Below are 19,872 nucleotides of genomic sequence, written 5' to 3' on the forward strand. Positions count from 1 at the left end.
TCCCGCACGGACAGAATTGGGCGTCATGACCGATAACCGGATTGATCCCCCTTTCGTCGCCGACGAGGGCCCCATGCTGCGCTCCTGGCTTGACTGGCAACGGGAGACCCTGGCGGTGAAGTGCGCCGGGCTGGCGCAGGACCAGCTCCGTCTGCGCTCCGCCGAACCGTCCACGATGTCCCTGCTGGGCCTCGTCCGCCACATGACCGACGTCGAGCGCTACTGGTTCCGCAACATCCTCACCGGTGAGAACGCCCCCGACATCTACTGGACCGACCAGCATCCCGACGCGGAGTTCGACCTGGTGGACACCGCCTCCGCCGAAGAGGCGTTCGCCCGCTGGCAGGCAGAGATCGTCAGTGCCCGCGAGCTCTCCTCGGGGCTGCCCCTCGATCTCGTGGGCAAGGGGCTCCGCGGGGGCGAGGAGGTCTCGCTGCGCTGGATTTTCGTTCACATGATCTCGGAGTATGCCCGGCACAACGGCCACGCCGACCTCATCCGCGAGCGGATCGACGGTGTCACCGGCGAGTAACGGCGTCAGGCACGACCCTCGCCGTTGACGGCCGCACCGGCCGCTGCGACCCTCCGGACCGACACGCAGTGGTCGCGTCCGGATCCGCGCGGTCGGAACACCACCGCCTCGATCACCGTTCCGGGGGCCTACCCCTGCGGGCGTAGGCGGGACACGTCCCCGCACACGCCCGCGGAGAGATCAGCCGGAGAGCCGGACCGGGTTGACCAGGTCGGCGTACATCAGCAGACCGGCCGAGATGATCATCACGAACGCGATCGCGTAGGTCAGGGGCAGCGCCTTGGCGATGTCCACGTAGCCGGGCGTGGGGCGGCGGGCGACGCGCGCGTAGCCACGCTTGACACCCTCCCACAGGCCGCCCGCCACGTGACCGCCGTCCAGCGGAAGCAGCGGAACCAGGTTGAACAGGCCGATCGCCAGGTTGAAGCCCGCCAGCAGATTGATGAAAACGGCGATCTTGTTCTCCAGCGGAGCGCTGGAGGCCGCTATCTCACCACCGATGCGGCCCGCGCCGATGATGCCGATCGGGCCGTTCAGGTCACGCTCCTCGCCGGAGAACGCGGCGTGCCAGACGCCGACCATCTTCTGCGGGAAGCGGAGCAGCGCGCCGGCGGTGGCCGTGGTGAGATCCCACATCTGGGAGCCCACCGCGCCGATGCCCTGCTTCTCCATGACCACCGTCGGGCTGATGCCCAGGTAACCCACGCCCTTGTCGATCTTGCCGGGTTCGTCGAGCGACTCCCGGTCCTGGGCGATGAGGTTGGCGGTCAGGGTCAGCTTCTGCCCCGCCCGCTCGACCTCGAACGTCACCGGCCCCGGGCCGTGGGCGCGGATGTCCCGCGTCACCGCCTCCCAGGTCGTGGCGGGCTTGCCCGCCGCCGACAGGATCTTGTCACCCGGCTTGAAGCCCGCCGCCGCCGCCGGGCTGGGCTTGTCGGCCGCGGTGCACTCGGGGTTCTTCGCGTATTCGGCGGTGGTCTTCACGCACGCGGGGACTCCGGCGACCTGCGTCTTCGACACCTGGACGCCGAAGCCCATGAGCACGACACCGAACAGGATGAAGGCCAGCACGAAGTTCATCGCCGGGCCGCCGGACATGACGATGACCTTCTGCCACCAGGGCTTGCGGTAGAAGACCCGGTCCTCGTCGCCGGGGCGGACCTCCTCCAGCGCCACCTCGCGCGCGTTCTCGATCAGGCCCTGCCAGGGCCCGGTGGAGACCGAACGCAGCTTGGTGGGATCGTCGGTGGGCCTGGGCGGCAGCATGCCGATCATCCGGATATAGCCACCGAGCGGGATCCACTTGATGCCGTACTCGGTCTCGCCCCTGCGCCTCGACCACATGGTCGGGCCGAACCCGACCATGTACTGGGTGACCCTGACGCCGAACAGCTTCGCCGGCACCAGGTGGCCGATCTCGTGCAGCGCGATCGAGGCCATCAGTCCGACGAGGAAGATGACGATGCCGATCACATTGAGCCAGCTCACAGGTTCGTACCCCCGGTCGCGGATTTATCGACAATGCCCCTTAGGAGATTAGCCGAATTATCCAGGCCCCAGGTTGCCGCCGAGACGGACGTCATGCATTGGGCCGCCTGTGCGGGCCTGGACGAACATGGCCACTTTGGTGACAATAAGCAATCGGACGGTTACATTATGGCAAGGACGGGCGAGAGAGTGCGGGGAGAGCTTTGATCGGAATCCTGGTTGCCGAGCAGTTGCCCCTGGTCCGGCGTGGCCTGGTGGCATCGCTGGAGTGCGAGGCCGATCTGAAGGTGGTAGCCGACCTGGGCAGGGGCGAGGAAGTCTTACCCGCCGTTCTGCGCCACGAACCCGAGGTCGCGGTCATCGGCCTGGATCTCCCCGGCGTCGACGGGTTCGCCGTGGCGCTCCGGCTGCACGAGGAGGCCCCCCGCTGCCGGGTCCTCCTGCTGTCGGGCAATCCCACCCCCGGCCAGGTCCGCCGCGCCTTCAGCGTCCAGGCGCTCGGGTTCATGAGCCTGGACGTGGGGCCGGATCAACTGGCCGACGGCGTTCGCCGGGTCGCGGCAGGCCGCCGCGCGGTGGACTCGGAGCTCGCCCTGGCCGCCTTGGAGCTGGTGGAGAACCCGCTGACCCGCCGGGAGCTGGACGTGCTCCGGCTGGCCGCCCAGGGGGCCCGGTCCGGCGAGATCGCCGACCAGCTGTTCCTCTCCGTGGGAACGGTCCGAAATCACCTGTCACGGATCATGTGCAAAACCCACGCCCGCAACCGCCTCGACGCCGTGCGCATCGCCGGCGACTCCGGATGGCTGTGACGCCTCACGGGCGGGCGGCGGAGGCCGCCTGGACGTCAGGGACGCCAGATGAGGACGAGCGCGCAGTCGTCGTTGTGCCCCGACGACATGGCCGTGACCAGATGGCGGGCGCCGTCGCGGAAGCCGGAGGGCAGCAGCCGCTCGGCCTCGCCCAGCAGGCGGTCGAGGCCGGCGTCGATGTCACGGCCGGGCTGCTCGATCAGGCCGTCGGTGTAGAGCATGAGCGCGTCGCCCTTGCGGAGCATCCCGCGGTCGGTTTCGCAGTGCAGGTCGGGCACGACGCCCAGGACCACGCCCTTGGCCGTGGAGACCCGCCAGGTCCCGGTGCCCGCCTCGAACTTGACCACCGGGGGGTGACCGGCCGAGGTGATCACGTATTCGCCCGTGGCGAGGTTGATCCGCACGTGGACGGCCGTGACGAAGCCCTCGGCCTCACGCTGCCGGTGCAGATAGGTGTTGCAGGCGGGCAGGAAGTCGGTGACCGAGCCGAGCAGGCCGCCGAAGGTGCCCGACAGCATCAGCGCCCGGGTGCCCGCGTCGACGCCCTTGCCCGACACGTCGACCAGGGCGAGGTCCACGATGTCGCCCTCGCGCATGGAGACCAGGAAGTCTCCTCCGAACGAGGAGCCTCCGGCCTGCTTGAGGACCACCCTCGAGCCCCAGTCCTTGGGCAGCGGGGGCAGCTCACTCTGGCTCTTGAGCCGGTCGCGCAGCTCCAGCAGCATCGCGTCGCCGCGCAGCCCCTGCACGCCGAGCTTGCCCCGGGTGCGGGCCATCAGCGCGGCCAGGACTGCGGTGAAACCGAAGGTGACCAGCAGGCCGGGACCGATGTGCCCCACCCCGCGCACGACGGCCACGTAGATGATGGAGATCGCGACCGCGCACAGCAGTTTGGCGAGGCTGGGCAGCCGGAGCTGGAGGCCGGCGACAAGGGTGATCGGGATCATGAGCGCCGGGGAGAACCACTCCATGGAGACCCGGGCGGCGAGACCGCCGAGCACCAGGGTCAGCACGATCAACGTGATGAGCAGGTTGCGGTCACGGGCCAGCGGGCCACGGCGCAGGAGGCGCACGATGGGCACCAGGAGCGGGACCCGCACCAAGAACGCACGGAGCGCCGGAGGGATCAGCGGCACCGGACGGGAATTCATGATGCACCTGACTGTATCGGGCTATCCCCCCTTTGGGCAGCCCACTTGACCAATACCTTGATCATTAAGGGTGGATAATAGATGGCCGGAACCCTCCATCCCCTCTACCGTAGGAAAAATGAGCATTAGTCTGCGTCCGGTAACCGAAAGCGAATGGTCCGGCTGGATGACGGTGGAGGAAGAGGCGTTCGGCGCCGCCGTCCCCCCGCACCGGGAGAAGCTCTTCAGGGGCACCACCGAGTTCGACCGCTCGCTCGGCGCGTTCGAAGGCGACCTGCTCGTAGGCGTCACCTCGGTGGACAGCCTCACCATGACGGTGCCCGGCGGGCCGATTCCGGTCGGCGGCGTCACCGCCGTCGGCGTGTTGCCCTCCCATCGCCGCCGGGGCATCCTCTCCTCCCTGATGACCCGCCAGCTCGCCGACGTCCGCGAGCGGGGCGAGGCGGTCACCGCCCTCTACGCCTCCGAGGCCGCGATCTACGGGCGCTTCGGGTACGGCAGGGCCGCCGACAGCATGTTCTTCACCATCCCCACCTCCGGCACGGCCTTCGTCAAGAACGCTCCGGTCGATCCGGCGCTGCGGCTGCGCGTCGTCAAGCCCAACGAGGCCAGGAGCGTCTTCGAGAAGATCTTCGAGACCGTGCGCGGCGACCGTCCGGGACTCTACGAGCGCACGCCCGCGCGCTGGGACGTCGTGCTGTCCGACCACGAGGCCGACCAGCGTGGCGCCGGACCGCTCCGTGCCGTCGTCGTCGAGGACGACGACGGCCCCCGGGGCTACGCGACCTTCCGGACCAAGCAGAGTTTCACCGATCACGACGTGCCGGACGGCGAGGTGCGGCTCAGGGAGCTGTTCGGCCTCGACCCGGCCGCCTACGCGCTGCTCTGGCGGCATCTGCTGGATCGTGACCTGATGTCGCACGTCAAGGCCTCCTACCGGCCGTCGGACGACCCGCTGATCCACCTGCTGGCCGAACCGCGCCGGCTCAACGCCGGCTGGCTGGACGACCTGTGGATTCGCCTCGTGGACGTCGAGCGGGCCCTTGCCGCCCGCCGTTACTCGGCGCCGGTGGACGTGGTGATCGAGGTCGAGGACACCGTCTGCCCCTGGAACGCCCGCCGCTGGCGGCTGTCGGCCGACACCTCCGGCGCCCGGTGCACGCCCACCGAGGACCCCGCCGACCTGACGCTTCCCGTCACCGTGCTGGGCGCGGCCTACCTGGGCGGCCGGCCGCTGGCGGCTCCGCAGGCGGCCGGCGCGCTGCGCGAGTCGCGGCCGGGAGCCGTACGGGAGCTGTCCACCGCGATGTCGTGGGATCCCGCTCCCTGGGGCGGGTTGATGTTCTGATCCGCTCCGGCCTCGCCTGACCGGCCCGCGGCTTTCGGCCCATGACTCCGGGCCGTGAGCTCCGCGGGCCGCGACCCCGGCCGTATCCATGACTCCGGGTCGCAAGCTCCGCAGGCCGCGACCCCGGACGTATTCGCGGCCCGGCTCGTGAACTCGCGCCTTGATCTCGCGAGCTCCGGGCCCCTGCCGTGACCGGCGGGTTAGGGTGACGGCATGGCACTGCAGAGTTTGCAGATCAACGCGATCACCGCGATGCGGGCACGGGACGTCTCGCGACCGACGCAGGAGCAGCAGGAGGCCGCGGACCGGCGGCCCCTGCGCGACGAGGCGCCGCGTAAGGAGCCTCCGCGCAGAGAACCCCCGTACCGCGAGTCCCCACGCCGCGGATAGGGGTCAACACCCGTCCGGGGTCACCCGCTCGCTCATGAACGAGCGAGCGGGCTCTCCGCCGGGGTTCAGGGCAGCGAGGGAAGCTGGCCGATCGTCTCGTACGAGTCGAGCTGCGCGAGCCGGCGGCTGTGCCGCTCGGCGCCCGAGTAGGCGGTGGCGAGGAAGATCTCGACGAACCGGGTCGCCTCCTCCTCCGAGTGCATGCGCGAGCCGATGCTGATCACATTGGCGTTGTTGTGCTCACGGGCGAGTTTGGCGGTCTCCTCGCTCCACGCCAGGGCGGCGCGGACGCCGCGCACCTTGTTCGCCGCGATCTGCTCGCCGTTGCCCGAGCCGCCGATGACGACCCCCAGGCTGCCCGGGTCGTCCACGACGCCCTCGGCCGCACGCAGCACGAACGGCGGATAGTCGTCCTCGGGGTCGTAGACGGAGGGACCACAGTCCGTGACCTCATGGCCGTGTTCTTTCAGCCAGGAGACGATGTGGTTCTTGAGCTCATAGCCGGCATGGTCGGCACCGATGTAGACGCGCACCCGCCCAGTTTCGCAGGTGTATGTGGACGGCTGGACCCCGGTCCCGACTAAAGTAATGATCGAAGCACTCCTGCAACCCTTACAAGAGAGAGCCCCTCATGCGTGACATCCGAGTGGTCGGGGACCCGGTCCTCCGTACGCCCGCCGAGCCGGTCGTCGACTTCGACCGCGACCTGCGACGCCTGATCGACGAGATGTTCGACGCGATGTACGCCGCGCAGGGCGTCGGCCTGGCCGGTCCGCAGCTCGGCGTGTCGCAGCGGATCTTCGTTTACGACTGCAGCAACCGCAAGGGGCATGTGATCAACCCGGTGCTGACCGTCGACGACGACGCGGAGGTGCTCGACGAGGAGGGCTGCCTGTCGGTTCCCGACCGCGACACCCGCACCCCGATCTACGCGAAGACCCCCCGGGCCGCCGGGGTCACCGTCCAGGGTCTGAACCGCCTGGGCCGCCCGGTCCAGATCAAGGCCCGCGGCCTGCTCGCACGCTGCTTCCAGCACGAGACGGATCACCTCAACGGCCTGCTGTACGTGGACCGGCTGGCCAAGGACGCCGCCAGGAAGGTCCTGCTTCAGGCCCCCTGACCAGAGGATCGGACCGCCGCGAGGGGCGGGCCGGCCGGAGCCGAGGGGAGGGCCGGGTGCGCGGAGTCATCCGGCCGGGGGCACGGTCCGACCTCGGAGCTCGACGCCCCGGAGGCAGCCGGTGCTCACCTGGCGGCGACCTGCCGGATCGAGTCCGCCCGACCCGGCAGAACGCTCTCGGCCCACCCCGTCAGAGCTGGACGGCCTTGATCTCCAGGTATTCCTCGAGGCCGAACTCGCCCAGCTCACGGCCCAGCCCTGACTGCTTGTAGCCGCCGAACGGGGCCCGCATGTTGAACTGGCCGCCGTTGACGGCCACCTGGCCGGTTCGCAGCCGCCGCGCCACGGAGACCCCGTGCTCCTCGCTGCCCGCCCACACCGCACCTGCCAGGCCGTACGGCGTGTCGTTGGCGATGGCGACGGCCTCGTCCTCACCGCGGGTGTAGGGGATGATCGTCAGGACCGGGCCGAAGATCTCCTCCTGCTCGATCACCATCCCCGGCTCCACCCCGGCGAACACCGTGGGCTCCACGTAGAAGCCCCGGTCCAGGGGCTGGTCGGTGCCTCCGGCGACCAGCCGTGCACCTTCTTCCTGGCCCCGGTTGATGTAGCGGATGACCCGATCACGCTGGGCCGCGGAGACCAGCGGGCCGAGCCTGGTCATCTCGTCGAAGGGGTCGCCGACGGTGTATTTCCTCGCGGCCTCGACGGCGAGCCCGACGGCCTCGTCGTACCGGTCCCTGTGGACGATCATGCGGCTCCAGGCGGAGCAGGTCTGGCCGGAGTTGAGGAAGGCGTTGGCCACCGTCACCTTGGTCGCCACGGGCAGGTCCGCGTCCGGCAGGACCAGGCTGGCCGACTTGCCGCCGAGCTCCAGCGCCACCCGCTTGACCGTCTCGGCCGCGAGCGCGGCGACCCTCCGTCCCGCCTGGGTGGAGCCGGTGAAGGACACCATGTCCACGTCGGGGTGGGCGGCCAGGGCTTCGCCCACCACCGGGCCGTAACCGCTCACCATGTTGAAGACCCCGGCGGGCAGCCCCACCTCGTCGAAGATCCCGGCGAGCGCGAAGGCCGCCAGCGGCGCCACCTCGCTGGGCTTCAGCACGACCGTGCAGCCCGCGGCCAGCGCCGGGCCGACCTTGCAGATGACCTGGTGGAGCGGGTAGTTCCACGGTGTGATGGCGGCCACCACGCCGACCGGCTCCCTGAAGATCCGGGAGTTGCCGACCTGCCCGCCCTCGAAGGCGTAGGTCTCGGCCATCTGGGCGTAGGAGGCCAGCACCCCGGCCGGCATCAACGTCTGCACCTTCATCGCCACGCCGTACGGCGCGCCCATGTCGGTGGCGATGATCCTGGCTATCTGATCGGAGCGTTCTCGGAGCAACTCGGCCGCGGCGGCGAGGATCTTGCCTCGCTCGGCGGAGGCCGTCCTCGCCCACGAGGGAAATGCCGCACGGGCGGCGGCCACCGCGGCGTCGACGTCGGCGGGCGACCCTGCGGGCACCCTGTCGATTATCTCCTCCGTCGCGGGGTTGACGACGTCGATGCTTTCGCCCGACGCCGAAGACTGCCAGGCTCCGTTCAGATAAAGGTGACGCATTCCCTCATCCTTGCGCGCGTATTGTCATTATGCGAGAGCTCAGCAGGTCACACCGTAGATCCCGCCGCCACACGAAGATCAGAAGTTGGCCGGATGTGGCCATTCGCCCCGTTGGGCGCTCGACCGTCCGCTGCGACGAGGGTACGACGAAGAACGCCGACAAGCGGCATATAGGGAAGATCCTTAAAAACTCGTAATATCCGGATAAGAGCGTTTCTTGATCGTCGCGGAAATCCAGATCACGCCGAGCCCGCCGGACCGCCACGAAATGATCACCGCACCCATCAGGCACATCCGGCCCGCCGGGGTCGCCCGAGACCGTCCGGGGCCGGCCCGAGACCGGTCCCGTGATCACCGTTCGTGGTGATCCCTGCGAGCGCTGTGATCCCCCGAGCCGCCGGAGCCCGCCGTGGTCGAGCACGGCGGGCGGGCGATCGAAGGCGGGTGAGGCCGGTCCGCGACTCAGTCGAAGATCGGGGCCCGGGTCCTGGAGCGCTTGAGCTCGAAGAACCCGTCGGTGCCGGCCACCAGGCGAACACCGTCCCAGAGCCTGCCCGCGGCCTCGCCCTTGGGTGCGGGCGAGATGACGGGGCCGAAGAACGCGACGCCGTCAACCGAGATCACCGGGGTGCCGACCTCCTGGCCGACCCGGTCGATGCCGTCGTTGTGCGAGGCGCGGAGGGCCTCGTCGAACTCCTCGGAGTCCATCGCGTCGGCGAACCCCTGATCGAGCCCCGCCGCCTCCAGCGCCTCGGCCACGAGCTCGGGGAACTTCTCGGGCTCCTTGGCCCGGCCCTGGTTGTGCAGGCGGGTGCCGAGTTCGGTGTACAACCGGCCGACCGTCTCGGAGTCATGCTTCTGCTGCACCGCCGTGACCACGCGGACCATGCCGATGGTCCTTTCGACCATCGTGCGATAGCTCTCGGGCACGTCCTTGTCCTCGTTGAGGACCTTCAGGCTCATGACGTGCCAGCGTGGTTCGATCGGCCGTACCTTCTCCACTTCCAGCAACCAGCGGGAGGTCATCCACGCGAACGGGCAGAAGGGGTCGAACCAGAGGTCGACAGGAGTGCGCTCCGTCATCTTTCAGCTTCCTGATCGTAAGACTTCGTCACTCGGCGACAACCCGATCGGTAGAGCCTCCTATTCCATATCTGGATTAATACGTTGGCTTGCCCGTTTATCCTCAAATGTGGTGACCAGCCTTCCGCTTGATCTTCCATGCGGCGACCTGCTGCCTTACGTGGCAGGATTCAGTCACCCCTTCGCAATGGAGCGGGGGAAGTTTTGACGAGGGAGCGGTAGTGGCAGGCAACCTGACCCGTGACGAGGCCCGCGAGCGCGCACGGCTGCTCAGCGTGCAGTCGTATGCGGTGGAGCTCGATCTGACCGAGGGTGAAGAGCGCTTCGAGAGCATCACCACGGTCCGCTTCACCAGCGCCCGCGCGGGTGCGGAGACGTTCATCGACCTGGCCGAGGCCAAGGTGCGCAGGGCGGTGCTGAACGGCGTCGAGCTGGACGTGACCGGCTACGACCCGGAGACCGGGCGACTACCGCTACCGGACCTGGCCGAGACCAACGAGCTGCGCATCGACGCCGACTGCTCCTACACGCGCACCGGCGAGGGCCTGCACCGCTTCGTCGACCCGGTCGACAAGAGCGTCTACCTTCACAGCCAGTTCGAGACGGCCGACGCCCACCGGATGTACGCCTGCTTCGACCAGCCCGACCTGAAGGCCACCTTCGAGCTGACCGTGCTCGCGCCCTCGTACTGGGAGATCATCTCCAATGCGACGCCCGACTCGGCCGACGAGCTGGAGGGACACCGGGGGCGCCACGGCGCGCTCCAGGCCGCCAAGCGCTGGCACTTCCCCGCCACCCCCGTGCTGTCGACCTACATCACCGCGCTGTGCGCCGGGCCGTACCACAAGGTGACCTCCGAGCACGACGGCATCCCGCTGGGCCTGTACTGCCGGGCCTCGCTCGCCGAGCACCTCGACGCCGACAACATCTTCGAGATCACCCGGCAGGGCTTCGACTTCTACCACCGGGTCTTCGGCGTCCGTTACCCGTTCGGCAAGTACGACCAGCTGTTCGTGCCCGAGTTCAACGCGGGCGCGATGGAGAACGCGGGCTGCGTGACCTTCCTGGAGGACTACGTCTTCCGCTCGCGCGTCACCGACGCGGTGATCGAGCGCCGCGCCGAGACGATCCTGCACGAGATGGCGCACATGTGGTTCGGTGACCTGGTCACCATGCGCTGGTGGGACGACCTGTGGCTGAACGAGTCGTTCGCCACCTACGCCTCGGTGCTCTGCCAGGCAGAGGCCACCCGCTGGGGCCAGGGCGCGTGGACGACCTTCGCCAACGTGGAGAAGTCCTGGGCCTACCGCCAGGACCAGCTGCCCTCGACCCACCCGATCGCCGCCGACATCGTCGACATGCACGCGGTCGAGGTCAACTTCGACGGCATCACCTACGCCAAGGGCGCCTCGGTCCTCAAGCAGCTCGTCGCCTACGTCGGGCTGGACAACTTCCTGGCCGGCGTCCGCGACTACTTCAACGAGCACGCCTGGGGCAACACCGAGCTCAAGGACCTGCTCGGCGCCCTGGAGCGCACGTCGGGACGCGATCTGTCCTCCTGGTCCAAGGAGTGGCTGGAGACCTCCTGGGTCAACACGCTGCGCCCGTCGTTCACCGTCGACGCCGAAGGCCGCTTCCTCGAGTTCCAGGTGCTGCAGGAGGCCCCCGCCGACTATCCGACGCTGCGCTCGCACCGCGTCGCCATCGGCCTGTACTCCCTGCGGGGCGACGAGCTGGTCCGCACCAAGCGGGTCGAGCTCGACGTGGTCGGTGCGCGTACGGCGGTGGCCGAGCTGGCCGGCGAGCTTCAGCCGGACCTGATCCTGATCAACGACGACGACCTGACCTACGCCAAGGTCAGGCTCGACGAGCGCTCGCTGCGGACCCTGGTGGACGGCGGGATCACCAAGTTCACCGAATCCCTGCCCCGCGCCCTGTCCTGGTCCGCGGCCTGGGACATGACCCGCGACGCCGAGATGACCACTCGCGACTACCTCGCCCTGGTCATCTCCGGGGTCAGCTCGATCAAGGACATCACGGTCGCCCAGACCGTGCTCCGCCAGGCCCGCCAGGCCGTCCAGCAGTACGCCGACCCCGCCTGGCGGAACCAGGGCATGGCCCTGCTGGCCTCCGCCCTCCGTTCCCTCGTCGACGGCGCCGAGCCCGGTTCCGACCACCAGCTCGCCTACGTCAACGCCCTGTCCACCGTGGCCACCTCGACGGAGGATCTGGCCTTCGTCAGGGGTCTGCTGGACGGCTCGACCGCGCTCGACGGCCTGACCGTGGACACCGACCTGCGCTGGACGCTGGTCCAGTCCCTGGTCTCCGGCGGCGTGCTGGGCGACGAGGACATCGCGGGCGAGCTCCTGCGCGACGCCACCGCCAGCGGCGAGCGCTCCGCGGCGCTCTCCCGCGCCTCGATCCCCACGGCCGAGGCCAAGGCGAGCGCCTGGTCCACGATGATCGAGGGCAAGCTGAGCGGCGCCCTGCTCCGCTCGACGATCCTGGGCTTCATGGACCCGCGCCACCCGGATCTGCTGGAGCCGTACGCCGCGAAGTATTTCGAGGAGATCGGCTCGATCTGGAAGTCCTGGACCTCTGACAGCGCCCAGAACTTCGCGACGGGCTGCTACCCGGCCCTGAGCATCTCGCCCGAGACCGTCGCCAGGACCCAGGAGTTCATCGCGGAGAGCCAGCCCTCGCACGCCCTCAAGCGCCTCCTGCTGGAGGGCGCCGACGGCGTCAGCCGCGCCCTGCGCGCCCAGGCCAAGGACGCCGCGGCCTGACCCGCCTCGGATCCGGAAGGAACCGACGCGAACCACCCCGGCGGAAGCCGGACGCGCGGACGCCCCCGCCATCACGGCGGGGGCGTCCGCGCGTTTTCGAGCGGCGCCGTGTGCCCGGCCGTCACCGGGTCGTGTCTCGGCGCCGGGGAGACCAGGTCCGTGCCCTGCCCTGCCGATCCTTGATTTCTCACCCGGCGTTTCACGCGGGCGGGAGGGTCGAGCCGACCGCCGAGCGGCCGAGGCCGAGGGGCGAGGCGGATGGTGATAAAAATGGTTTCTAGCCGCCCAAATAGGCTCATTTCGTCCTTGCACAGGTAACGTCCACCTCGTTCGCGGGTCATGAGAGGGTGATCAAGTGGAATCGGCACGTGATCTACTCGTCTCCCTGGCCCAGAGATACGCCTTCGCCGATCTGGGGGCGCTCGCCCCCGGTGTCGTGAAAGACGCGAGCAACATCGAGGTGGTGTGCGAGTTCGGGCAGCGGCTGCTCTCACTCGACGCGGAGGACTTCGCCGTCGAGGCACGCGCCGTACCGAGCGACCTGAGGCGGCGGGCGCGGGCGTGCACCATGCCGCAGACGCCACGCGAGCAGCCGCGCGGCGCTCTGGAGTCGCTGCGCCCGGCCTACGCGCTGCTGCTGGAGGTGATAGCGGTCAGATGGTACCGGCGCGAGCTGAGCTCGATGGTCGCCGCCGTACACATCGCCAGCGAGTATCTTCCGCTGCTCGCCTTCGAGCCGCTACTCGGCAGCGCGGGCGACCCCACGCGCTGGCCCGAGGGCCTCAGCGCGCCGGGCAGCAGGTTCGGCGTGATCGGCGACCGCGAGTGCGACCACACCAAGGCCGAGCAGTCGGCCGTCAACCGGACCCTGCGCGTGGCCCAGGAACCCGCCGAGGGGTGGCGGGCCTACCTCGATAGGCAGCACAGCCAGGTGGCCGGTGCGCTGGCCACCTGCGTGGCCGAGTGCCGCAACCCCTGTACCGCGATGGACTGGATCCAGGAGAGCCACCGCGAGGACCTCGCCCTGCGCGCCCGGGTGGCGCTGACCTTCGCCGACACCCCCCTGGTACGGCTACGCCACGCGGCCCCGGTCGGCCACGGGTTCGGCGTGCCCTCCCCCGAGGAGGTGCTTGAGGCCTGGGACCGCAGCCGGACGATCCTGGGCAAGAACGAGATGGGCCGGGAGGCCGCCAAGGACGACGGATTCCCGCTGCCGGGGCTGCCCAGCCTGTTCTCCGCCATCGCCGCCGCCCCGCTGACGCCCTCGACGCTGCTGATGGACACCGCCACCCATCTGGTGAAGCTGCTGCGGCTCTGACCGTGGCACGCGCCTTCGCGGTGGAGACACCGGGCGGGCCGGCGGTCAGATCTCCTGGCCGATGAGCACCGAGAGCACGCAGCAGGCGATGGCGACCAGCATCAGGATCGTCGCCCTGCGGATGTAGCGGTACTTCGCGTCGGCGGTGGCGCTGAGCCTCCTGATCCTCAGCACGATCAGGTCGACCCTGACCTGTCCGTTCCGGCGGGTGCTGCCCGCCCTCAACTCGGCGAGCACCTCGTCGGTGAAACCGTGGACGTAGGAACGGCGGCGATCCACGGCCTGCCCGGCGAGCCCCGCGCTGCGCGGATGGATCGCGCCGACGAGCATCAGGATTCCCGCCAGCCAGAAGAACATCCCGGTCCACCAGAGCCACTCCACCTGGCTGGGCAGCTCGTGCGGCCTCCACTGCCCGCCCAGCAGCCCCGCGACGATGAGACCGGCGGCGGCGCCGGTCGTCACCAGCAGGATGACCCCCTTCTGATCCGCCCTGCCGACCTCGGTCTGCGCGTCGACGAGCATCGCCATGATCTGGCCGAGGATCTGATCCGGTTCTCCCGCCGCCGTGCCCCCCTCAGGAGGGCGGCCCAGCAGCGCGTCCCACACGATCTTCAGCACGCCCCGATTATCGGGGAAAGTCACGGATGGCGCGAAGCCTGGTCCGCGAGCATCCACACGCCGGTGACGATCCCGCCCACCAGGTCTCCCGCGCCGAACACGGTGGCCATCGACATCGCGGCCATGCGGCACTTCTCGTCGGGGAGCCGCCGCCTGGCCTCGGAGCCCGTGACGATCTCCAGGGCCTTCTTCTCCGAATCCACGAAGATGAGCACGGCCCGGTCGACCTCGTCGCCCAGCGCGGCGTGCAGCCGTTCGGAGAAGTGACGGCGAGGGCCGATCGCCGGTCCGAGGTAGGCGGCGAAGCGCAGGCCGGTGCGGCGCTCGGCGGCGCGCAGCGCCTCCCGGACGCCGTCGATCTGGGTCGAGGTAAGGGTTCTCATATCCGTCGCCACCTCCGTCACCACACCGAGGACGCTCCACCGACGTACCGTCCGGGCTCGGCGGTCTCCGCCAGCATCACCCAGTCGACCTCCGGCGTCCGGCTCTCCGTCAGCACCAGACCGGAGGTGTTCACACCGTGCTCGCTGTGGAGCGGGCCACCGAACCACATCGCACCGGCCGACGTGGTCCGGGCGGCGCTCTTACGCAACCTGCCGGGCAGTGCCGCCAGCAGGGCGATGAGCAGGAACAAGCCACCGGAGGCTCCGATGAGAAATCCGAAGACCTGGATCGCACTGTCCACACCATCAACCGTAGGTCCCTTCCGGGGAATCGTCGAGATCTACCAGACAGCAGGTCTCCGCTCCCCCCAGAAACCGCCGCGTGCCGCCTCGACCTGCGCCGAAACGGAGATCAGGGTGCCCTCGTCGCCGAACCGCCCGGCCAGCATGACGCCGATCGGCAGGCCCTCCGCGGTCCAGTACAGCGGAAGGCTGACCGCGGGTTGCCCGCTGACGTTGTAGATGGCGGGGAAGGCGGCGAACCGCTTCATCCGTTCGAGGGTCTCCTCGGGATCCTCGACGTCTTCGAACCAGCCCACCGGCTGTGGCGGCTGGGTGAGGGTCGGGGTGAGCACCGCGTCGTACTGGTTGGTCACCAGCAGCCCCACCCGGGTGGCGAGCTGCAGCGCCGACTGCGCCCGCATGAAGTCGGGGGCCGGGATGGCGAAGCCGCGCCCGCGGAGCCAGGCGGTCAGCGGCCGGAGCCTGTCCTGCCTGGTCAGGTCCACCGGGTGCATGCAGGCGAACGCGCACCAGAGGGTCACGAACTGCGGCACCAGATCGGCCGTGAACGGCGGATCGATGTCCACCACCTCGTGCCCGAGCCCCGCCAGCTCCGCCGAGGCCCGCTCGTAGGCGGCGAGCACCTCGGGCTCCACCACGGCGCCCGGGACCGCCGGCTCGGCGTAGCGGGCGATCCGCAGACGGCCCGGGTCGCGGCCCACGTAGGCCGAGAAGGAGCCGAGCTCCGGCGGCGGCGCGTAGTAGAGATCGCCGGGGTTGTTGTGGGTCATCACGTCGAGCAGCGCGGCGGCGTCGGCGACGGTCCTGGCGATCGGACCGTTGGTCGACAGGCCGGCCAGGTCGGGGACGACGGGCGCGTAGCTGATCCGGCCCCGGGTCGGCTTGATGCCGTACAGCCCGCAGACGGAGGCCGGGATCCGGATCGATCCGGCGCCGTCGCTGCCCTGTGCGGCGGGAGCCAGCCCCGCGGCGACCGCGGCCGCCGCGCCGCCGCTGGACCCGCCCGCCGAGCGGGAGAGGTCCCACGGGGTGCGGGTGGGCGGGGAGATCGAGGTCTCGGTGTAGCACGGCATCCCGAACTCGGGCGTCGCGGTCTTGCCGAGCATGATCGTCCCTGCGTCCCTGAGCCGCTCGACCACGCTGTCGTCCACCGGGGCGACGAAGTCCTCGTAGGCGGCCGAGCCGAAGTGGACCGGAACGCCCTTGACCAGGTTAAGATCCTTGATCGGGATCGGCACTCCGAGCAGGGGTGAGGGGTCACCCCCCGCGAGCACCCTGGCCTCGGCCTTCTGTGCCTGCTCCAGTGCCAGTTCCGGGGTCACGGTCACATACGCGCCCACCTGGGAATCCAGCCGGGCGATGCGATCGAGGTAGTGCTCGGTGATCTCGACAGGCGAGATCTCCCTGCGCCGTACGGCTTCCGCCTGCTCAAGAGCATTAAGATCATGTATGTGAACCACGTCCCGCACAGTAGGCGCAGTCGACCGAAGTTATCTAGAGAGGAAATGAGTAGATACCCGGTTAAGACGAGCGCCATGCGAAGGATCACGGTCACAAAAGTATGAGATACGCAATACTAGGCACCCTCAAGGACGTCAGCTACCGTGAGTTACGTGGATTCCGGTCAAGTACCAGAAGACGGTAACACTACGTCACCGATTTGGGTCAGCGACCGCCAGGCCGAGGACAGGCCGACGTCTCGACCCGCCGCGCCCGCGTCTACGTACGCGCCCATCGAGCGTGCTTCCCTGCGCAGCCTGCTCGACCATCCCAAGTACCGCCATCTGCGCCGACGCGTTCTGATCGCGATCGGCGCGGGGGTGATCGCGGGCATCCTGCTGGCCAGTTGGCGGCTGGGTGTCACCGCCGCCATCGTGGCCGCGATCGCCGACACGGTGCTGCGCGCCCGTTCGAACTCGAGTGTGCCCGCCTGGCGGCGCGCCTCGGTCGCGGAGCGGCGCACGGAGGTCCAGCTCAAGAGGCTGGAGCGGGGTGGTTACCGCACCCTGCACGCCCGTGCCATCCCCGGCAGCGAGGCCCAGATCGACCATCTGGTCGTGGGCCCCACGGGGGTGTACGCCGTCGACTCCGAGAAATGGGACAAGCGCCTGCCGGTCCGCGTCCAGTCGCATCGCAAGCTGTTCCACGGCCCGTTCAACCAGAAGCCCCGTCTTGACGAGGCCCGCTGGGAGGCCGCTCAGGCCAGCGAGCTGATCGGCGAGATGCTCGGCCGCGAGGTCTCGATCGTCCCGTCTCTGGCGATCTACGGTCCGGCCATCCCGTGGAAGGTTCTCAACGTCCGCGAGGTCGACGTTTTCGACGGCAGCCGTGTCCGTAAATGGATCACCAAGCGCGAACGCTCACTCACCGACGTCGAGATCGAGAAGATATACGAGGCCGCGGAGCATGTTCTGCCCGCGCGGTACCCCGAAACCTGAGGTCTTTCGGCATGCCGGCGTCATTCTCCAACTTTTTCGGCATACCGGGTTAGTTCTCCGGGACCAAGGTCCAACGGGAGTCTCCTACGCCAAGTCGCCCCGGCACCGGTGACTCCCGTTCTTGGAGAAGGCTCTTGGAGAAGGCGTCCTCCCCGGAGGGAGGGTCGCCGTCGAGCGACCCGCGCCGTTCGCGCCTCGCGTACCCGTCGTGGCAGTGCGTGACGATGCCCGCGCCGGCGGTGTGACTCTGCGCGACGGCGAGCGTCCGCCGACAGGTCGTCCCCGGCCCCGAGCGCGATCCCGCATGCGCTCGAACACACCCGATTCCGCGCATCCGAGGCGCTTCGTCGACACGGCCCCCGCCCCGCTCGCCGTCGCCGGCGCGGACGTTCGATAGTCTTGGGGACAGATCCGTCGAGCCCGGACCGGGCTCATCGGACGCCGCGTCGGTGCCCATCCCCGCTTCCCCCGTCGGCGTCCCGCGATCTCCGCGGTACCCCTCTGCCCCGCCCGGCAGGCGACCTCTCGCCGTGCTCGCGGAGCGGCAGTCACAGAGCAGATGGTCACAGGCCGTACGTCTCGTGGCGTGGACAGTCGTCTCACGCACCGGGCGGTGGCCGTACCATTTGAAGACACGGTTTCGATGATGGGAGAAGCCTTATGCCCGCCCTCAGGTCTCGTACGGTCACTCACGGCAGGAATATGGCCGGGGCCCGAGCCCTGCTCCGGGCGACGGGCGTAGCAGGCGAGGACTTCGGTAAACCGATCATCGCCGTGGCCAACAGCTTCACCCAGTTCGTCCCCGGGCACGTCCACCTCCGGGAGGTCGGCGACGTGGTCGCCACGGCGATCCGCGAGGCGGGCGCGATCCCCCGCGAGTTCAACACGATCGCGGTGGACGACGGCATCGCGATGGGCCACGGCGGCATGCTCTACTCGCTGCCCAGCCGCGAGCTGATCGCAGACTCGGTCGAATACATGGTCAACGCGCACTGCGCCGACGCGATGATCTGCATCTCCAACTGCGACAAGATCACCCCGGGCATGCTGCTGGCCGCTTTCAGGCTCAACATCCCCACGATCTTCGTCTCGGGCGGGCCGATGGAGGCCGGGAAGACCCCCAACGGGAAGCTCGACCTGATCGACCCGATGATCGCCGCCGCCGACGACAGCGTCTCCGACGCCGAGCTGCTGGAGATGGAGGAGAACGCCTGCCCCACGTGTGGTTCGTGCAGCGGGATGTTCACCGCCAACTCGATGAACTGCCTCGCCGAGGCCATCGGCCTCGCGCTCCCGGGCAACGGCACGATCCTGGCCACGCACAAGGCGCGCAAGAAGCTCTTCCAGGACGCCGGCCGCCAGCTCGTGGACATCACCAAGCGCTACTACGAGCAGGACGACGAGACGGTCCTGCCGCGGAGCATCGCCACCCGTGACGCGTTCGAGAACGCCATGGCGCTGGACGTGTCGATGGGCGGCTCGACCAACACGATCCTGCACATCCTGGCCGCGGCCCGCGAGGCCGGGGTCGACTTCGGCCTCAAGGAGATCAACGAGATCTCGCTGCGGGTCCCCTGCCTGTGCAAGGTGGCCCCGGCCACGGCGAAGTACCACGTCGAGGACGTGCACCGCGCGGGCGGCATCCCGGCCATCCTCGGCGAGCTCGACCGGGGCGGCCTCATCCACCGCGACGCCTACACCGTCAACGGCGGCACCCTGGGCGACTATCTGGACGACTGGGACCCGCAGTCGCCGAAGGTCCTGTCCGAGGCGGAGGAGCTCTGGCACGCGGGCCCCGGCAACATCCGTACCATCAAGCCCTACTCGCAGAGCGCCCGCTGGGAGGAGCTCGACCTCGACCGGTCCGAGGGCTGCGTGCGCGACATCGAGCACGCCTACACCCGTGACGGCGGCCTGGGCGTCCTCTACGGCAACATCGCCGTCGAGGGCTGCATCGTCAAGACCGCGGGGGTCGACGAGTCGGTCTGGAAGTTCACCGGACCCGCCGTGGTCTTCGAGTCCCAGGACGACGCGGTCGAGGGCATCCTGAACAACAAGGTCAAGGCCGGCGACGTCGTGGTGATCCGCTACGAGGGGCCGAAGGGCGGTCCCGGCATGCAGGAGATGCTCTACCCGACCTCGTTCCTCAAGGGCAAGGGCCTGGGCAAGGTCTGCGCGCTGGTCACCGACGGCCGCTTCTCCGGTGGCACGAGCGGGCTGTCCATCGGCCATGCCTCTCCGGAGGCCGCCGAGGGCGGCACCATCGCCCTCGTCGAGAACGGCGACCTCATCGCCATCGACATCCCCGGCCGTTCGATCGAGCTGCAGGTCTCCCAGGAGGAGCTGACCGCCCGCCGCGAGCGGCTCCTGACCGAGCTGGGCGGCTACCGGCCGCGCGACCGCCAGCGCCCGGTGACCGCCGCGCTCCAGGCCTACGCCGCACTGACCACCTCGGCCTCCACCGGCGCCTCCCGGGACCTGTCCCAGCTCTCGCGCTGACGGCCG

General features: G+C 69.3%; 18 protein-coding genes. 9 read left to right on the forward strand and 9 right to left on the reverse strand.

Annotated features, from left to right (window positions below; translation table 11 throughout):
- Positions 1 to 25: 25 nt before the first annotated feature.
- A complete protein-coding gene (locus tag DKM19_RS35545; protein ID WP_110706221.1) occupies positions 26 to 532 on the forward strand; it encodes a DinB family protein in 507 nt (168 codons plus the stop codon).
- Positions 533 to 712: 180 nt separating this feature from the next.
- On the opposite strand, the gene DKM19_RS35550 is transcribed toward DKM19_RS35545, so the two are convergent.
- Complete coding sequence (locus DKM19_RS35550; RefSeq protein ID WP_110701858.1) at positions 713 to 2,020, reverse strand: RIP metalloprotease; 1,308 nt, start codon at positions 2,018 to 2,020, stop codon at positions 713 to 715.
- A 203-nt stretch (positions 2,021 to 2,223) separates the two neighbouring features.
- On the opposite strand from DKM19_RS35550, the gene DKM19_RS35555 reads away from it, so the two are divergent.
- Positions 2,224 to 2,829, forward strand: coding sequence for a response regulator transcription factor (locus DKM19_RS35555; RefSeq protein ID WP_110701860.1), 606 nt, complete (start codon positions 2,224 to 2,226; stop codon positions 2,827 to 2,829).
- Between the two features lie 35 nt (positions 2,830 to 2,864).
- Here DKM19_RS35555 and DKM19_RS35560 read toward each other — a convergent pair whose 3' ends face one another.
- Positions 2,865 to 3,980: a PP2C family protein-serine/threonine phosphatase gene (locus DKM19_RS35560; RefSeq protein ID WP_204358385.1), complete on the reverse strand. Its 1,116-nt coding sequence runs from the start codon at positions 3,978 to 3,980 to the stop codon at positions 2,865 to 2,867.
- 118 nt (positions 3,981 to 4,098) lie between these two features.
- On the opposite strand from DKM19_RS35560, the gene DKM19_RS35565 reads away from it, so the two are divergent.
- Complete coding sequence (locus tag DKM19_RS35565; protein ID WP_110701862.1) at positions 4,099 to 5,328, forward strand: GNAT family N-acetyltransferase; 1,230 nt, start codon at positions 4,099 to 4,101, stop codon at positions 5,326 to 5,328.
- Positions 5,329 to 5,541: 213 nt separating this feature from the next.
- Positions 5,542 to 5,718, forward strand: coding sequence for a hypothetical protein (locus DKM19_RS50090; protein WP_162642010.1), 177 nt, complete (start codon positions 5,542 to 5,544; stop codon positions 5,716 to 5,718).
- A 65-nt stretch (positions 5,719 to 5,783) separates the two neighbouring features.
- On the opposite strand, the gene DKM19_RS35570 is transcribed toward DKM19_RS50090, so the two are convergent.
- Positions 5,784 to 6,251, reverse strand: coding sequence for a ribose-5-phosphate isomerase (locus tag DKM19_RS35570; RefSeq protein ID WP_089209707.1), 468 nt, complete (start codon positions 6,249 to 6,251; stop codon positions 5,784 to 5,786).
- A 98-nt stretch (positions 6,252 to 6,349) separates the two neighbouring features.
- On the opposite strand from DKM19_RS35570, the gene def reads away from it, so the two are divergent.
- Positions 6,350 to 6,838: a peptide deformylase gene (gene def / locus DKM19_RS35575; protein ID WP_110701864.1), complete on the forward strand. Its 489-nt coding sequence runs from the start codon at positions 6,350 to 6,352 to the stop codon at positions 6,836 to 6,838.
- A 190-nt stretch (positions 6,839 to 7,028) separates the two neighbouring features.
- Here def and DKM19_RS35580 read toward each other — a convergent pair whose 3' ends face one another.
- Both DKM19_RS35580 and DKM19_RS35585 read right to left on the reverse strand, forming a co-directional pair.
- A complete protein-coding gene (locus DKM19_RS35580) occupies positions 7,029 to 8,438 on the reverse strand; it encodes an aldehyde dehydrogenase family protein (protein WP_110701866.1) in 1,410 nt (469 codons plus the stop codon).
- Between the two features lie 462 nt (positions 8,439 to 8,900).
- Positions 8,901 to 9,521, reverse strand: coding sequence for a DsbA family protein (locus DKM19_RS35585; RefSeq protein ID WP_110701868.1), 621 nt, complete (start codon positions 9,519 to 9,521; stop codon positions 8,901 to 8,903).
- Between the two features lie 221 nt (positions 9,522 to 9,742).
- Here DKM19_RS35585 and pepN point away from each other — a divergent pair, with 221 nt between their 5' ends.
- Entirely contained in the window at positions 9,743 to 12,307 is a 2,565-nt protein-coding gene (gene pepN, locus DKM19_RS35590) for an aminopeptidase N (protein WP_110701870.1), read from the forward strand.
- Between the two features lie 355 nt (positions 12,308 to 12,662).
- Positions 12,663 to 13,625 (forward strand): hypothetical protein, encoded by a 963-nt coding sequence (locus DKM19_RS35595; RefSeq protein ID WP_110701872.1) that lies wholly within the window; start codon positions 12,663 to 12,665, stop codon positions 13,623 to 13,625.
- Between the two features lie 45 nt (positions 13,626 to 13,670).
- On the opposite strand, the gene DKM19_RS35600 is transcribed toward DKM19_RS35595, so the two are convergent.
- The 4 genes from DKM19_RS35600 to DKM19_RS35615 are packed head-to-tail and all read right to left on the reverse strand — an operon-like array spanning position 13,671 to position 16,389.
- Positions 13,671 to 14,243 (reverse strand): Pycsar system effector family protein, encoded by a 573-nt coding sequence (locus DKM19_RS35600; RefSeq protein WP_110701874.1) that lies wholly within the window; start codon positions 14,241 to 14,243, stop codon positions 13,671 to 13,673.
- A 20-nt stretch (positions 14,244 to 14,263) separates the two neighbouring features.
- A complete protein-coding gene (locus tag DKM19_RS35605) occupies positions 14,264 to 14,626 on the reverse strand; it encodes a DUF5130 family protein (RefSeq protein WP_162642011.1) in 363 nt (120 codons plus the stop codon).
- A 17-nt stretch (positions 14,627 to 14,643) separates the two neighbouring features.
- Entirely contained in the window at positions 14,644 to 14,928 is a 285-nt protein-coding gene (locus tag DKM19_RS35610) for a hypothetical protein (protein ID WP_110701878.1), read from the reverse strand.
- A gap of 39 nt (positions 14,929 to 14,967) precedes the next feature.
- Positions 14,968 to 16,389, reverse strand: a complete 1,422-nt coding sequence (locus DKM19_RS35615) for an amidase (protein ID WP_110706223.1) — start codon at positions 16,387 to 16,389, stop codon at positions 14,968 to 14,970.
- A 144-nt stretch (positions 16,390 to 16,533) separates the two neighbouring features.
- On the opposite strand from DKM19_RS35615, the gene DKM19_RS35620 reads away from it, so the two are divergent.
- Positions 16,534 to 17,367: a nuclease-related domain-containing protein gene (locus DKM19_RS35620; RefSeq protein WP_110701880.1), complete on the forward strand. Its 834-nt coding sequence runs from the start codon at positions 16,534 to 16,536 to the stop codon at positions 17,365 to 17,367.
- A 660-nt stretch (positions 17,368 to 18,027) separates the two neighbouring features.
- Complete coding sequence (ilvD, locus tag DKM19_RS35625; RefSeq protein ID WP_110701882.1) at positions 18,028 to 19,866, forward strand: dihydroxy-acid dehydratase; 1,839 nt, start codon at positions 18,028 to 18,030, stop codon at positions 19,864 to 19,866.
- The last annotated feature ends 6 nt before the right edge of the window (positions 19,867 to 19,872 follow it).

The organism is Streptosporangium sp. 'caverna' (assembly GCF_003203775.1).
GTDB classification, from domain to species: Bacteria; Actinomycetota; Actinomycetes; order Streptosporangiales; family Streptosporangiaceae; genus Streptosporangium; species Streptosporangium subroseum.

Bases quoted from the DNA above. Each gene is read 5' to 3' on its own strand.
- def (WP_110701864.1), top strand. From the start codon at position 6,350: ATGCGTGACATCCGAGTGGTCGGGGACCCGGTCCTCCGTACGCCCGCC.
- DKM19_RS35585 (WP_110701868.1), bottom strand. From the start codon at position 9,521: ATGACGGAGCGCACTCCTGTCGACCTCTGGTTCGACCCCTTCTGCCCG.
- DKM19_RS50090 (WP_162642010.1), top strand. From the start codon at position 5,542: ATGGCACTGCAGAGTTTGCAGATCAACGCGATCACCGCGATGCGGGCA.
- DKM19_RS35560 (WP_204358385.1), bottom strand. From the start codon at position 3,980: ATGAATTCCCGTCCGGTGCCGCTGATCCCTCCGGCGCTCCGTGCGTTC.
- DKM19_RS35580 (WP_110701866.1), bottom strand. From the start codon at position 8,438: ATGCGTCACCTTTATCTGAACGGAGCCTGGCAGTCTTCGGCGTCGGGC.
- DKM19_RS35545 (WP_110706221.1), top strand. From the start codon at position 26: ATGACCGATAACCGGATTGATCCCCCTTTCGTCGCCGACGAGGGCCCC.
- ilvD (WP_110701882.1), top strand. From the start codon at position 18,028: ATGCCCGCCCTCAGGTCTCGTACGGTCACTCACGGCAGGAATATGGCC.
- DKM19_RS35565 (WP_110701862.1), top strand. From the start codon at position 4,099: ATGAGCATTAGTCTGCGTCCGGTAACCGAAAGCGAATGGTCCGGCTGG.
- DKM19_RS35605 (WP_162642011.1), bottom strand. From the start codon at position 14,626: ATGAGAACCCTTACCTCGACCCAGATCGACGGCGTCCGGGAGGCGCTG.